Here is a 15289-nt window from a genome sequence, read left to right as displayed (position 1 = left end):
AAACTGGAAAGAAAGGGCGGTTAGATTTGACTACGAAGACAATAATTCCAAGAGACAACAATATAATAAAGATTTCAATAGAGGAGGCTATGCCGGACAATTATCTCCCATATGCAGTTGAAGTGGCCAAGGACAGGGCGCTTCCAGATGTCAGGGATGGCCTGAAACCGGTCCACAGGAGGATAATATATGGAGCGTATATGCTGAAGGCCTTTCCAGACAGGCCGTATTACAAATCTGCAAGAATAGTTGGGGATATTCTAGGTAAGTATCATCCTCACGGGGATTCTTCCGTATACGATGCAATGGTAATACTCGCTCAGAATTTTACTACGAGAATGCCGCTTATAGATGGACATGGAAACTGGGGAAGCCAGGATGGAGATAATGCTGCTGCCATGCGTTATACAGAAGCAAGACTTACGCCAATTGCCATGGAAATGGTAAAGTATATAGAGGACGATGTAGTAAATATGGTGGACAATTATTCTGGTTCTGAAAAGGAACCTGAAGTACTTCCGGTTGGATACCCGAATTTACTTGTAAATGGTGCTTTTGGCATAGCCGTAGGGCTTGCAACTAATATACCCCCTCATAATTTAAGGGAGGTAATAGATGCATCGGTGGCCCTTATAAACAAACCTGATCTGGATATAGACGGACTTATGAAGTATATCAAGGGTCCGGATCTTCCTACAGGTGGAATAATAATAGGCAGGGAATCTCTAAAATCCGCCTATAGTACTGGAGAAGGAAAAGTTACGTTGAGGGCAAAGACATCCATAGATAAATTGGAAAATGACAGATTTGCAATAATTATAACAGAATTCCCCTATAGGAGAAGCAAGGCAAAGCTCCTTCAGACAATTTCGGAAATGACTGCAGATAAAAAACATTCCAGAATTCTTGATACAATTTATGATATAAGGGATGAATCAGATAGAACCGGAATCAGGGCTGTAATTGAATTCAAAAAATCGGTAGACCGTGACGGAGTGGAAAAAATTTTAAAATATCTTTTTAAAAAGACAGACCTCCAATGCAGTGTTTCTTTTAATATGGTGGCACTTGCAGATGGGAAACCGATTGTACTTTCACTGAAAAGGATACTGCAGTATTTTATAAAATACCAGAAGGATATACTCGTAAGGAGAACTAAAAAGGAACTTTCCGCGGCTAAAAAGAGATTTCATATAGTTGAAGGATTTATAAAAGCCATTGGAATTATGGATGACATCATAAAGAGCATAAGGAGTTCAAGCTCAAGAAAGGATGCTTCCAATAATCTTGTAGAAAGATTTGGTTTTACGAAAATGCAGTCGGAGGCGATACTGGAGCTGATGCTTTACAGGCTTACGGGGCTTGAAATAGTTGAATTTGAAAAAGAACATAAAAAACTATCGAAATACATAGATAAATTGGAACTTATACTGTCTAGTGAAGATGAACAGCTCAGGGTTATAAAAAGTGAATTGAGAAAAATAAGGGATAAATACGGTGATGATAGAAGAAGTTCTATTGTGGAAGATGACAGCAAGGCAAAAATACTACTGGAGGAAATTATAATCGAAGAAGATATAGTTGTTACGATGTCAAATGAGTGCTTTATAAAGAAAGTATCGCGGAAAAGTTATAGCCGTTCCAGCAAGAGTATTGATGAAATAGATTATAGAGAGGGAGATTATAACAGATTCCTTGTAGATTCGAACACAAGAGATACAATTATGTTTTTTACAGACCATGGAAACATGTATCAGCTGAAGGGAATGGATATACCGGAGTTCAAATGGAAGGAAAAAGGAGAAAAACTTGATAACATCATAAAAGGGCTGGATACTTCCCGGGAGAAGATAGTTTCTGTAATAAATCTTAGAAATGAGGATTACGGAAAAATTTTCATGCTGTTTACAAGCACAGGTGGTATAAAGAAAACTTCAGTACAGAAGTTTAGTACTACATATACGAAGCTTTCCGCTATCAAGCTTAAAAAAAATGAAAAACTTTTAGATGTTAAATTAGTCCTGCAAGGCAGAAAAGAAAAATTCCTCAATATAGTTACAAGTCTGGGGCTCGATTTTACAATACCTGAATTGAAAGTCGACCTTGAGGATAGAAATATAGTAAGTACAAGTATGTTTGCCCTGCCTTCGAAAGATAGAGTTCTGAAGGTGGATTTTGCAGAAAGTCAACATATTGAAGCTTTCTACGTATCCATAGATAAAAATGGAATATTAAAATCATCTTCAAGTGGCAGAAAGACTTTTGGAGTACATACAGATTCTTCCTGTACTTTATTGGTATTTGAAGAAAATGGAGAAGTATTCTCAATACCTTCAGTTATGCTGCAAAATATTAAAGACCATATAAATATAGAAGATCTATTTGGAATCCGCCAGAGATCAGGTATATTGAAATTGTTGTCCGTTAATAACTTCAATAGAGGATACATGTATTTCTTTACGAGGAATGGAATGGTTAAGAAAACAGAACTGTCCCAGTTTGAAGGTATTAGAATAAGAGAGACTGCGTATAAGTTTAAAGGTGAAGAGGATATTCTAACAAATGTAGAATTTTCAACGGGTGAGAATTCGGATATAGTTGTATTTACGCAAAATGGAGCAGTTATTAGATTTTCAGGTTCCGATATAAATCCTACCGGAAAAATTGCATCTGGTTCAATAGCAGTGAATTTAAAACTTCCGGATAAGATAATCTACTCTGCCGTGATTGACTGTGGCAATAAGGCTTATTTTGATGTTCACTGCAAAAGTGGAAAAGAACTTAAGCTGGGTATTCATGATATCAAGCCACAAAGCAGGGGCGGAAAGGGCAGGATGATTGTTGAAAATGACAGCATTAAAAATGTCCATTTAAAAAGTTTGTAAAATATAAATGATATACTATTGAAATGTGTCAGCATATATATTATAATTAACTCATGTTAATAAAAGGCGGAGACAAGAGAGCCATTGCTAAACAAGCTATACATATAGCTTGTTTAGCAATGGCTCTCTTCTTAATTATCTTTATATTTTATGTAATCGATTTATAAAGATAATTAAACATAAGAGAGCTTGCCTTAATAGATAATTCAATATGTGGGAGGGGAATAGTAATAAAATGACGACAAAATTAATAGCGGAATTTATTGGTACTATGATTTTAATCTATCTTGGGGACGGGGTATGTGCAAACTGCACTCTTACAAAGAGCAAAGGACAGAATGCAGGCTGGATGGTAATAACTACAGGGTGGGCATTTGCAGTTGGAATACCTGCATTTATATTTGGAAACGTCAGTGGCGCACACTTTAACCCTGCACTTACAATAGCACTTGCTGTAATAGGAAAATTCCCGTCATCTGAAGTATTTGGCTACATATGCGCACAGATGCTCGGTGGAATAGCAGGAGGAATACTTGTGTGGCTTACTTATTTGCCACACTGGGAAAAGACAGAAGATAAAGCGGCAAAGCTTGGCATATTCTGTACGTCACCAGCTATAAGAAAACTGCCTTTTAATTTCTTGACTGAGTTTCTTGGAACCGCAGTTCTGGTATTTGGAATTCTTGGAATAGGAGTTCAGAAGGTTGTGCCGGGATTTGGAGTATTCTTTGTCTCTCTTTTGATATGGTCACTTGGACTGTCAGTAGGAGGTCCTACAGGATATGCCATAAATCCTGCAAGGGATCTGGCGCCTAGAATTGCCCATGCCATATTGCCTATAGCAGGTAAAGGTGATTCAGATTGGAATTATTCCTGGATACCGGTGTTTGGTCCAATAACGGGAGGGATAGTAGGAGCACTTTTATTTGTTGCAATATTTTAAATATTTTAAATATAACACGTAGTCCTTGTTTGCTGCAATTGTGATATTATTATTAGGAACGGTGTTTGAATAAATTAATTTGAAAGAGGTATATGTGGATGATTAAACTCAAAGAAATGCTCATAGAAAATCCGGTTATAGCTGCTATAAGAGATGAAAAGGGACTTGATGCTGCAGTGAAAAGCAATGCAGGTATAGTATTTGTATTATATGGTGATGTACTCGGAATAAAATATATATGCTCCAGGCTAAAGGGAAGCAACAAACTGGTGTTTGCCCATATGGATTTGATAGATGGACTTAGGGGAGACCAGTCGGCTGTTAGGTTTATAAAAGAATTTGCAGGAGCAGATGGTGTGATAAGTACAAAGTCTTCAAATATAAAATATGCAAAACATCTTGGTTTATATGCTATACAGAGGATGTTTGCAATAGATTCACTTTCTCTTAGAACCGGAATAAGGAGTATTCATGAGACAAATCCTAATGCAGTGGAAGTTATGCCAGGGGTGGCAAATAAAATAATAAGTGTGATTGAAAAGGAAATAAAGGTACCTATAATTGCAGGTGGACTTATAACAAAAAAGAAAGATGTCATAGATTCTCTGTCTGCAGGAGCCGTAGCGGTATCAACAACAGACAGTGAATTGTGGAATCTATAAAGTGATTGTGTCACTGCCGCAGTAGGTGGTGTTAAAATAAGAAAACGTTATAAAATAAAGGAGGTAATAAAATGGCTAAATATATTATGGCGCTGGATCAGGGAACTACAAGTTCAAGATGTATATTGTTCAATGAAAATGGGCTTCCAGCAAGTATTTCACAGAAGGAGTTCAAACAGATATATCCGGAAGGAGGATGGGTTGAGCATGATCCCATGGAAATATGGGCTACTCAATTTGGAGTTGCAACGGAGGCACTTTTAAAGTCGAATATAAGTGCAGAGGATATAGAGGCAATTGGAATAACAAATCAGAGGGAGACTACGATAGTATGGGATAGAAGAACGGGGCTTCCAATATACAATGCAATAGTGTGGCAGTGCAGGAGAACTTCCAATTATTGTGATGAACTTAAGGAGAAGGGAATTGACAAGATAATAAAGCAGAAGACGGGACTTGTACTTGATGCGTATTTCTCTGCTACCAAGATAAAATGGATACTGGATAATGTTCCTACTGCAAGAAGGGAGGCAGACAGGGGAAATCTTGCATTTGGGAATATTGATACCTGGCTTATATGGAACCTTACTAAAGGCAGGCTTCATGTTACGGACTATACAAATGCATCCCGGACAATGCTTTTCAACATACACGAACTGAAATGGGACAAAGAACTGCTTGAACTGTTCGACATACCTGAATCCATGCTCCCTGAAGTAAAGCCCTCCAGCTGTGTTTACGGGAACAGTGATAAGTCTCTCTTCGGAGTGGAAATCCCAATAGCAGGAGATGCCGGAGACCAGCAGGCTGCGCTTTTTGGTCAAACATGCTTCAAACCTGGAATGGCGAAAAATACTTATGGAACGGGATGCTTTCTGTTAATGAATACAGGAGAAAAGGCAGTTGAATCAAAAAATGGACTTCTTACTACCATAGCCATAGGTATGGATGGTAAGATTCAATATGCCCTTGAGGGAAGTATATTCATAGGTGGAGCTTCCATACAGTGGCTCAGGGATGAACTTAGAATGTTGAAATCAGCACCTGAATCCGAAAAATACTGTGAAGCTGTAGAAGATACAGGAGGAGTATATCTTGTACCTGCATTTGTAGGCCTCGGGGCCCCGTACTGGGATCAATATGCAAGAGGAATACTGGTTGGAATTACCAGGGGAACGAAAAAGGAACACTTTATAAGAGCTACAGTTGAGTCACTTGCATATCAGACATATGATGTACTAAAGGCAATGGAAGAGGATTCAAAAATAGAACTTAAGTCACTTAAAGTTGATGGAGGGGCCTGTGCAAACAATTTTCTCATGCAGTTCCAATCCGACATATTGAATGTTCAGGTTGACAGGCCCAAGGTAATAGAGACTACAGCACTTGGTGCGGCATATCTTGCCGGCATTGCAGTAGGCTACTGGAAGAACAGGGATGACGTAATCAAAAACTGGGCCATATCAAAGAACTTTACCCCGGGTATGGATGAAGAAAAAAGAAATAAGCTTGTAGAAGGATGGCATGATGCAATAAATAGGTCCATGGGGTGGGTAAAAAACAAATAAAAGCCAGAAAAGATCCTGTAGAATACTGCGGGATTTTTTCTGGCTTTTGAATTTGTAAGTGTAGATGATAATCATTATAATGATAATATCAGATATTTGATTGAGGAGGATATTACATTGAAAAATGCAGTAGTTTTATTGGCTGACGGATTTGAAGAAATTGAAGCTCTGACATCCGTTGACATTTTAAGAAGAGGGGATGTAAACTGTGTAATTGCATCTGTTGATAATAACAGGGAAAAGACTAGTTCCAGAAACACAACTGTGGTAACAGATGAAATACTTAAAAATATAGATTCAGACAAATATGATGTTGTAATACTTCCTGGAGGTATTCTGGGGGCGACCAATTTGAGAGACAATGGAGATGTAGTGGAACTTGTGAGGGAATTTTACTCAAAAGGTAAATTTGTGGCTGCAATATGTGCTGCACCTATAGTTTTGAAAAAGGCAGGTATTATTGATGGAAAGAAGGTAACTTCAAATCCAAATTTCAAGGATGAGCTTGGAAAAGTTGATTATAGGGAGGATCTTGTGGTTCAGGATGGAAACATAATAACGAGCAGGGGTGCTGCAATGTCAATTTATTTTGCATTTAAGATACTTGAAAATATTACAGATAAGGTGACACTGGAAAGAGTGGAGAAATCAACTCTCATGAATCTGGTAAAACAGTATTATGGTGAATAAAATGGAATACTGTATTTTAAAAAATGGAATGAAGCTTATATATGAACATAGGAAAGGTGAAATAACCTCCCTGTGCATTGGATTTAATGCAGGAGCACTTGATGAAACAGACAGATTTAATTTTGGAACAGCACATGCTCTTGAGCATATGATATCTAAGGGTACCAAGCACAGAAGTGAAAATGATATAAATAATACATTTGACAGTATATTCGGATTTGAAAATGCCATGACCAACTATCCATATACAATATATTACGGAAGTTGTTTGAACCAGGACGTTGAAAAGGCTATTGAGCTGTATTCCGATATACTTCTGAATCCACTTTTCCCTGAAAACGGATTTGCAGGTGAAATGGATATAATATCTGAGGAGTTAAGGGAATGGAGAGGGGATCCATACCAGAGCTGTGAGGATGTTCTCTTTATGAATTCCTTTAAAAAGAGGAGAATAAGAGAAACTATAATAGGTTCTGAATACAGCGTAAAAAATATTGGGTTAAAAGATATAATTGATTTTTACAATTGCTTCTATGCACCGGATAATTGTGTAATAAGCTTTTCATCTTCTCTTGATTTTAAGCATATACTCCATCTGGTGGAGTATTATTTTCAAGAATTTGAAAATAAAACTTCACTGCCGATAAACAGGGGAAATCTATATGAAAAGAATCTGCCAGGCATATATAAAAGCAGTACTAATAATACATGTGGGGCTAAAATTCAATATATTTTTGATATAAGTGATTTAAATTTCAGAGAGTTTAAAGCACTTATGTTGTTTAATTGTGCTTTTGGAGAGGGAACGAGCAGTTTCCTGTTTGACGGTATAAGAACTAAAGATGCTGCGGCTTATGAAATAGGAAGTCATATAAAAGGTGAGACCGGCATAAAACTTCTATCTATAAGCATGGGTACATCTGTAGAAAAAATTGACAAATCCATTTACAGCATAAATAGTATTATCGATAGAATTAAAAATGATGAAAATCATTTTGGAAGCAGTATTATGAAGGATTTGTCAAGGAGGATAAAGATAAAGAGAGAACTTAAAGTGGAGAGGTCAGTTCAGCTCTGCAAGGAGCTTACTACCTATGAATTGATGTATGGAAGCTTTAAAAAATTCTATGAAGAAGCTGAAAATCTTGATACTATTTCAAAAAAAGAAATATATTTGGTAATAGACAAGGTTATGAACAATCCGTCTATACAGATATTATATTAGAGGGCGAATATCAAATAATAAGGTGGGGATTTTTTGGAGAAAAGATGGATGCTTAGGGTACATAAAATAGATAGAAATGTTTCCCGGGAAATAGGTATAGATGAGATTATGCAGTCCATACTTGCAAATAGAGGAATAACCTCAAAAAGTAAAATAATGGATTTTATGAATCCTACCATAGATAAATTGCATAATCCAATTTCTATGAAGGACATGGAATTGGGTGTAGATATAATATGTGATTCCATAGCAAGAAAAGATAAAATTGCAGTTTATGGAGATTATGATGCAGATGGAGTAACAAGTACCTATATACTTTACAGTGCACTCCGCCGATGCGGGGCTGATGTAAAATATCACATACCGGACAGGATCAAGGAAGGCTATGGAATGAATTTGGAAAGAATAGAAAAATTGAGTTCGGAAGGTGTTTCTACAATTATAACCTGTGACAATGGCATATCTGCCTTAAAAGAAATTGAGAGGGCACATGAACTCAATATAAAGGTGATTGTAACGGATCATCATGATGTGCCACCTGTAATACCTTCTGCGGATGCAGTTATAGATCCGAAACAGAAAAACTGCCGCTATCCTTTTAAAATGCTTTGTGGGGCAGGAATTGCATTTAAGTTTGTTCAAGTGCTTTATAAAAAAATAGGTATTGACATGAGGGAAGCCTTGAAATTTATTGAATATGCTGCAATTGGTACAATTTGTGATGTGGTGGATCTTCTGGATGAAAATAGAGTCATTGCAAAACAGGGAATCCAGGCATTAAACAGTACTCAAAATATAGGAATCAAGGCACTTTTGAAGGAAAATTCACTGGAACCAGGTAATATTACAGCCTATCATGTAGGATTTATACTGGGCCCGTGCATAAATGCAGCAGGAAGACTTGAGAGTGCAGAGACAGCTTTGAAACTTTTGATGGCAGAAAACTCTGAAGATGCGATTTTCCTTGCAGGTAAGCTGAAAGAACTTAATTCGACAAGACAGGATATGACCACCAAAAGTTTTGAAGAAATAGCGGACATAGTGGAAAACTCACAGTTGAAGTATGATAAGGTGATTGTAGTGTATAAGGAAGACGTACATGAGAGTATTGCCGGTATTACAGCTGGAAAGCTTAAAGAAAAATACAATCTCCCTTCTATAGTTATTACGAAAGGTGACATATTCGACAAAGGATCTGGAAGATCCATAGAAGGATATGACATGTTCAGTGAGCTTTCCAAATGCAAAGAGCTGATGGAAAATTTCGGAGGACACAAAATGGCCGCCGGAATGTCCATAAAAAGGGAGAATGTAGATAAACTTAGAAAAAAATTAAATGACAATTGCAGCCTTACAGAGGAAGATATTATACCCAAAATAATAATAGACAGGAGACTGCAGCTTGAAAACATAACCTCAGGGCTTATAAAAAATATAAGCCGCCTTGAACCCTTTGGTAGCGGAAATCCGTCTCCTGTGTTTGCCGAAAAGAATATAGAGGTTTTTAAAGTATACCTTATGGGAAAAGATAAAAATACAGTCAAATTGTTTTGCAGGTTGAAAAACAGCCTGAATAAGATGGATGCCCTGATTTTTGACGGGACAGAAAAATTTAAGGATATTGTAGGAAGATCATGGGGCATTGATAAGCTCCATAGAATTTTGGCAAATGATTTTAAACGTATTTATATGGATATCGTATTTTTCCCTGTTTTTAATGAATATAACAATAACAGGAATATCCAGATCATAGTGAAGGATTTTAGAATTTCAACCAATTGATTTTCGGGAGGAATAAATTTTGAAAAAGATAATATTAACAGGTGGAGGATCAGCCGGGCATGTAACTCCAAATCTGGCCCTTGTACCAGGATTAAAGCAGAAAGGTTATAGTATAGAATATATAGGAACCAAGGATGGAATTGAGAGAAAGATAATAACTGCACAAAAAATAAAATATTATGTCATATCCAGTGGAAAACTCAGAAGATATTTTGATATAAAAAATTTTACGGATCCATTTAAAGTAGTAAGAGGGGTATTTCAAGCCTTGCTCATAATCAGGAAAGTAAAGCCCAATATAGTGTTTTCAAAGGGAGGGTTTGTTTCCGTACCAGTGGTAATTGCTGCATATCTGAGTAAAGTACCTGTTATAGCACATGAATCTGATATTACTCCGGGGCTTGCAAATAGAATTTCTGCACCTTACTGTAATAAAATATGTGTAACTTTTCCAGAATCTTTAAATAAGATAAAAGATGGAAAGGGTATCTTGACAGGAACGCCCATTCGCAGGGAAATTATAAATGGAAGCAAGATAATAGGTAGGAGAATATGTAATTTTAAGGATGATAAACCTGTTATTCTTATAGTCGGTGGAAGCCTGGGGTCAAAGTTTATAAACAACATGGTGAGGAACTCTCTTGATGTTCTTCTTCGAAGGTACAATGTAATTCATATATGCGGGAGAGGAAATATTGATAAAAAAATGGAAGGCAAAACAGGGTACCTGCAATTTGAATATGTAAATGAGGATATGCCGCATATATTGAACATATCAGACATAGTTATATCAAGGGCGGGTGCAAATGCTATATTTGAACTTCTTGCCTTGAAAAAACCCAATATGCTTATTCCACTGTCAAGAAAATCCAGCAGGGGAGACCAGATATTGAATGCTGCCTCCTTTGAAAAAAGAGGCTATAGTATGGTATTGAGCGAAGATATATTGGAACAGGATATGTTTGTAAAAAAGATAGATGAACTCTATTGCAACAGAAATAATTATATAAACAAAATGGCCAGAAGCAATATTGGAAATGGCTCTGATAGAATAATCGAGGTGATTGAAAAATATAGCATAAAATAAATTGAAACTACATATTTTATAAAATATTATTTTGTTAAATAATATTTTATGCTATAATAACTATACAGATAAATTTAACAATAAATTTTAAATAAGTAAAATATATAGTTAAAAAAATATTAATATTCCTTTTGTAGCTAAAGGGGATATTAATAAATATGTTGAAAGGTGGAGATGTTTACATGAAAAAAGTTGCGATAATATACTGGAGCAATGGTGGAAATGTAGAGGTTCTTGCTGATACTATTTCAAAGGGAGCCAAGAGTGCCGGTGCCGAAGTGGTTTTAAAACAGGTTCAGGATGCAAAAGTAGAAGATGTGACTTCTGCTGACGCAGTTGCTTTTGGAAGTCCTTCAATAGATAATAATAGGATCGAGCAGAAAGAATTTCTCCCTTTTATTAAAGAATTTAAATTGTTGCCTTCAAATAATAAAAAGACTGTATTGTTTGGTTCATATGGTTGGGACAAGGGAGTCTTCTTGAAAGATTTTAAAAAGATTGTAACAGACTATGGATTTGAAGTGGTAGGTGAACTTGCAGTCAATGAAGCACCTGATGACAAAGAACTTGCAAAAGCTGAAGAATTAGGCAAGTTACTTGCAGATTAGTATTTATACTTAAATAAAATTAGTTTTATATTTAGTGAACTATTTATGCTTTTTTAACAGGCTGAATACGTTCACTATTTTAACTAATATTTATGAAAAATATATATGATATAAATGATACAGTATTCTTATACGCCTGAAATTACTATAATATTATTGGTATACAAAACAAAAATAACTAATACAGCATAAAATTATAATTTACAGATTAAGTTTTTTGTTGTATAGTGAAAATATAAACTTAATAATTAAGGTGTTTTTATAATTTGCTAGATATATAAAACTAAGTATTAAAAAAGGAGAGGAATTTTTTATGGGAAGAAAAATGAAAACTATGGATGGAAATACAGCTGCAGCACATATTTCCTATGCTTTTACTGATGTAGCAGCTATTTATCCAATAACTCCATCATCACCAATGGCAGAACATGTAGATGAATGGGTAGCCCAGGGAAGAGAGAATATATTCGGTCAAAAGGTAAAAGTAATGGAAATGCAATCTGAAGCAGGGGCAGCTGGTGCTGTACATGGTTCACTTCAGGCAGGAGCATTGACTACTACTTATACTGCATCACAGGGCCTTTTGCTTATGATACCTAATATGTACAAGATATCCGGTGAACTTTTACCAGGAGTATTTCACGTATCTGCTAGAGCACTTGCAACAAATTCACTTAATATATTTGGAGATCATCAGGATGTTATGGCCTGCAGACAGACAGGATTCGCACTACTTGCAGAAAGTTCAGTACAACAGGTTATGGATCTTTCAGCAGTTGCCCATCTTGCAGCTATAAAGGGAAGAGTTCCATTCTTGAACTTCTTTGACGGTTTCAGAACTTCACATGAAATTCAAAAAATTGAAGTGTTGGAGTATGACGAGCTGGCAAAATTAGTGGACAAAGATGCTGTCAACGAATTCAGGAGAAGAGCATTGAATCCTGATCATCCAGTAACCCGTGGTACAGCTCAAAATCCAGATATATACTTCCAGGAGAGAGAAGTAGTAAACAAATATTATGATGCAATTCCAGAAATAGTTGAAAATTATATGGCTGAGATAACTAAATTGACTGGAAGAGAATATCACTTGTTCAACTACTATGGTGCAAAAGATGCTGACAGATTGATAATTGCAATGGGTTCAGTCTGTGAAGCGGTGGAGGAAACCATAGATTATTTAACTTCAAAAGGAGAAAAAATTGGTCTGTTGACAGTTCACTTGTATAGACCATTTTCAATAGAGCACTTCTTTAAATATATACCAAAAACTGTTAAGAAAATAGCAGTTCTTGATAGAACTAAAGAGCCAGGCTCAATAGGAGAACCATTATTCCTGGATGTTAAAAATGCATTCTACGGAAAAGATTGGCAGCCAGTAATAGTTGGTGGAAGATATGGATTGGGTTCAAAAGATACACTCCCATCAGATATTGCAGCTGTATATGAAAACTTGAAAGCTCAGAATCCTAAAGACGGATTTACTATAAGTATAGTAGATGATGTTACAAATACATCACTTCCAAGAGGAGCAGAAATAGATACTACACCAGTTGGAACTAAGGCTTGTAAGTTCTGGGGACTTGGATCAGATGGTACTGTTGGAGCAAACAAGAGTGCTATAAAGATCATAGGAGATCATACAGACATGTATGCTCAAGGCTACTTTGCATATGACTCAAAGAAATCAGGTGGTATAACAGTTTCTCATTTAAGATTTGGTAAATCACCGATAAAGTCACCATATCTTATAGACAAGGCTGATTTCATAGCAGTTCACAATAAATCCTATGTTCACAAATATAATGTACTTGAAGGACTTAAAAAGGGCGGTAACTTCTTGTTGAATACAATCTGGACTCCAGAGCAATTGGAAAAGGAATTACCAGCTTCAATGAAGAGATATATAGCAAACAATGACATAAACTTCTATATATTAGATGCTGTTAAGATAGCTCAGGCAATTGGACTTGGCGGAAGGGTAAACATGATATGCCAGGCTGCATTCTTTAAAATTGCAGATATAATACCAATAGAAGATGCTGTTAAGTACTTGAAGGATGCCGTTGTAACTTCTTATGGCAAGAAGGGACAAAAGGTTGTTGATATGAATAATGCTGCTATAGACCAGGGTGTTGGAGCAGTAGTTAAGATAGATGTTCCAGATTCATGGAAGGATGTAGAGGATGAAGCAGCTGCAACAAAAGAAGTTCCGGAGTTCATAGAAAAGATAGTTTATCCTATGAACAGACAGGATGGAGACAAACTTCCTGTAAGTGCCTTTGTAGGTATGGAAGATGGTACATTCCCACAGGGAACTGCAGCTTATGAAAAAAGAGGAGTTGCTATAAATGTTCCAGAATGGGATGTTAGCAAATGTATTCAGTGTAATCAGTGTTCATTTGTATGTCCTCATGCAGCAATAAGACCAATCCTTACTACCGATGAAGAATTGGCCAAAGCACCAAAAGAGTTTCAGTCTAAACCAGCATTGGGAGCTAAGGGACTTAACTTTACAATAGCAATTTCACCTCTTGATTGCGCAGGATGTGGAAACTGTGCTGATGTATGTCCAGCTAAGGAAAAAGCTCTTACAATGAAACCGGCAGATACTCAGCTTAAGAATGCAGAAGCTTGGGATTATGCAATGTCAGTATCACATAAAGATAATCCAATGAGCAGCAAATACAATGTAAAGGGAAGCCAGTTCGAGCAGCCACTGCTTGAGTTCTCAGGAGCCTGTGCAGGATGCGGAGAAACTCCTTACGTTAAACTTGTAACTCAATTATTTGGTGACAGAATGATGGTTTCAAATGCAACTGGATGTTCATCAATCTGGGGAGCATCTGCACCAGCAACTCCATACACTACAAACTATAGAGGACACGGTCCATCCTGGGCTAATTCATTATTTGAGGATAATGCAGAATATGGGTTGGGTATGTTCCTTGGAGTAAGTCAGACAAGAGAAAAGCTTATAGAAGATGCTAAGAAAGCTTCAGAATCAGGAGTAAGTGCAGAATTGAAGGCAGCTCTTGAAGATTGGGCAGCAAATGCAAGTGAAGGTGAAGGCACAAGAGAAAGAGCTGATAAATTGGCAGCTTTGCTTGAAAAAGAAAAAGGAAATGACATTTTATTGAATAGCTTGTATGAGAATAAGGACTTCTTCGTAAAGAGATCCCACTGGATATTCGGAGGAGATGGTTGGGCTTATGATATAGGATATGGCGGATTAGATCATGTTCTAGCATCAGGAGAAGACGTAAATGTTCTTGTGCTTGATACAGAAGTTTACTCAAATACAGGTGGACAATCATCAAAAGCAACTCCAGCAGCAGCTATAGCTAAGTTTGCAGCAAGTGGTAAGAGAACCAAGAAAAAGGATCTCGGAATGATGGCTATGTCCTATGGCTATGTTTATGTTGCTCAAGTATCTATGGGAGCAGACAAGAACCAGACATTGAAGGCAATACATGAAGCAGAAGCTTATCATGGACCATCTCTTGTAATAGCTTATGCACCATGTATCAACCATGGATTGAAAGCAGGCATGGGAAAGAGCCAGAGAGAAGCTAAGAAAGCAGTTGATTGCGGATACTGGGCACTTTACAGATACAATCCAGAATTTAGGGGAACTGGAAAGAACCCATTTGCACTTGATTCAAAAGAACCAACTGGAGATTTCAAGGAATTCTTGTTAGGCGAGGTAAGATACGCTTCACTTAAAAAACAATTCCCAGATCAGGCAGAAGCATTGTTTGAAAAAACTCATAAAGATGCAATTGAAAGACTCAACGGCTACAAGAAACTTGCAGCAGAATAATATAAAGTATGTAAAA

The 15289-nt window shown here is 36.7% G+C and carries 10 protein-coding genes; all 10 read left to right on the top strand.

All coding sequences use genetic code 11. The features are described 5' to 3' along the window. The first annotated feature begins 26 nt into the window (after positions 1-26). The 10 genes from ACSVC9_RS09600 (at position 27) to nifJ (ending at position 15273) form a co-directional block, all read left to right on the top strand. Positions 27-2885 (top strand): DNA topoisomerase IV subunit A, encoded by a 2859-nt coding sequence (locus tag ACSVC9_RS09600; protein WP_446897271.1) that lies wholly within the window; start codon positions 27-29, stop codon positions 2883-2885. 235 nt (positions 2886-3120) lie between these two features. Continuing rightward, positions 3121-3828, top strand: coding sequence for an MIP/aquaporin family protein (locus tag ACSVC9_RS09595; RefSeq protein WP_446897270.1), 708 nt, complete (start codon positions 3121-3123; stop codon positions 3826-3828). Positions 3829-3929: 101 nt separating this feature from the next. Further along, on the top strand, positions 3930-4490 hold the full coding sequence (locus ACSVC9_RS09590; protein WP_446899838.1) for a glycerol-3-phosphate responsive antiterminator: 561 nt from the start codon (positions 3930-3932) through the stop codon (positions 4488-4490). Positions 4491-4561: 71 nt separating this feature from the next. Continuing rightward, positions 4562-6058 carry a glycerol kinase GlpK gene (gene glpK, locus ACSVC9_RS09585; protein ID WP_446897269.1) on the top strand — a complete coding sequence of 499 codons (1497 nt, stop codon included), beginning with the start codon at positions 4562-4564 and terminating at the stop codon, positions 6056-6058. Between the two features lie 117 nt (positions 6059-6175). Then, a complete protein-coding gene (locus ACSVC9_RS09580; RefSeq protein ID WP_446897268.1) occupies positions 6176-6748 on the top strand; it encodes a DJ-1 family glyoxalase III in 573 nt (190 codons plus the stop codon). Further along, positions 6738-7973: a M16 family metallopeptidase gene (locus tag ACSVC9_RS09575; protein WP_446897267.1), complete on the top strand. Its 1236-nt coding sequence runs from the start codon at positions 6738-6740 to the stop codon at positions 7971-7973. The genes ACSVC9_RS09580 and ACSVC9_RS09575 overlap by 11 nt, the downstream gene beginning before the upstream one ends. A gap of 33 nt (positions 7974-8006) precedes the next feature. Continuing rightward, on the top strand, positions 8007-9755 hold the full coding sequence (gene recJ / locus ACSVC9_RS09570; protein WP_446897266.1) for a single-stranded-DNA-specific exonuclease RecJ: 1749 nt from the start codon (positions 8007-8009) through the stop codon (positions 9753-9755). Between the two features lie 19 nt (positions 9756-9774). Then, positions 9775-10842: an undecaprenyldiphospho-muramoylpentapeptide beta-N-acetylglucosaminyltransferase gene (locus tag ACSVC9_RS09565; RefSeq protein WP_446897265.1), complete on the top strand. Its 1068-nt coding sequence runs from the start codon at positions 9775-9777 to the stop codon at positions 10840-10842. A gap of 182 nt (positions 10843-11024) precedes the next feature. Further along, the gene (locus ACSVC9_RS09560) at positions 11025-11450 is read left to right on the top strand and encodes a flavodoxin (RefSeq protein WP_446897264.1); all 426 of its coding nucleotides are present in this window, start codon (positions 11025-11027) and stop codon (positions 11448-11450) included. A 313-nt stretch (positions 11451-11763) separates the two neighbouring features. After that, positions 11764-15273 (top strand): pyruvate:ferredoxin (flavodoxin) oxidoreductase, encoded by a 3510-nt coding sequence (gene nifJ, locus ACSVC9_RS09555; RefSeq protein ID WP_446897263.1) that lies wholly within the window; start codon positions 11764-11766, stop codon positions 15271-15273. The last annotated feature ends 16 nt before the right edge of the window (positions 15274-15289 follow it).

The organism is Clostridium sp. LBM24168 (assembly GCF_052953915.1).
This window is presented reverse-complemented; position numbering and strand designations above follow the sequence as displayed.

Bases quoted from the DNA above. Each gene is read 5' to 3' on its own strand.
- nifJ (WP_446897263.1), top strand. From the start codon at position 11,764: ATGGGAAGAAAAATGAAAACTATGGATGGAAATACAGCTGCAGCACAT.
- ACSVC9_RS09560 (WP_446897264.1), top strand. From the start codon at position 11,025: ATGAAAAAAGTTGCGATAATATACTGGAGCAATGGTGGAAATGTAGAG.
- ACSVC9_RS09595 (WP_446897270.1), top strand. From the start codon at position 3,121: ATGACGACAAAATTAATAGCGGAATTTATTGGTACTATGATTTTAATC.
- glpK (WP_446897269.1), top strand. From the start codon at position 4,562: ATGGCTAAATATATTATGGCGCTGGATCAGGGAACTACAAGTTCAAGA.
- ACSVC9_RS09575 (WP_446897267.1), top strand. From the start codon at position 6,738: ATGGTGAATAAAATGGAATACTGTATTTTAAAAAATGGAATGAAGCTT.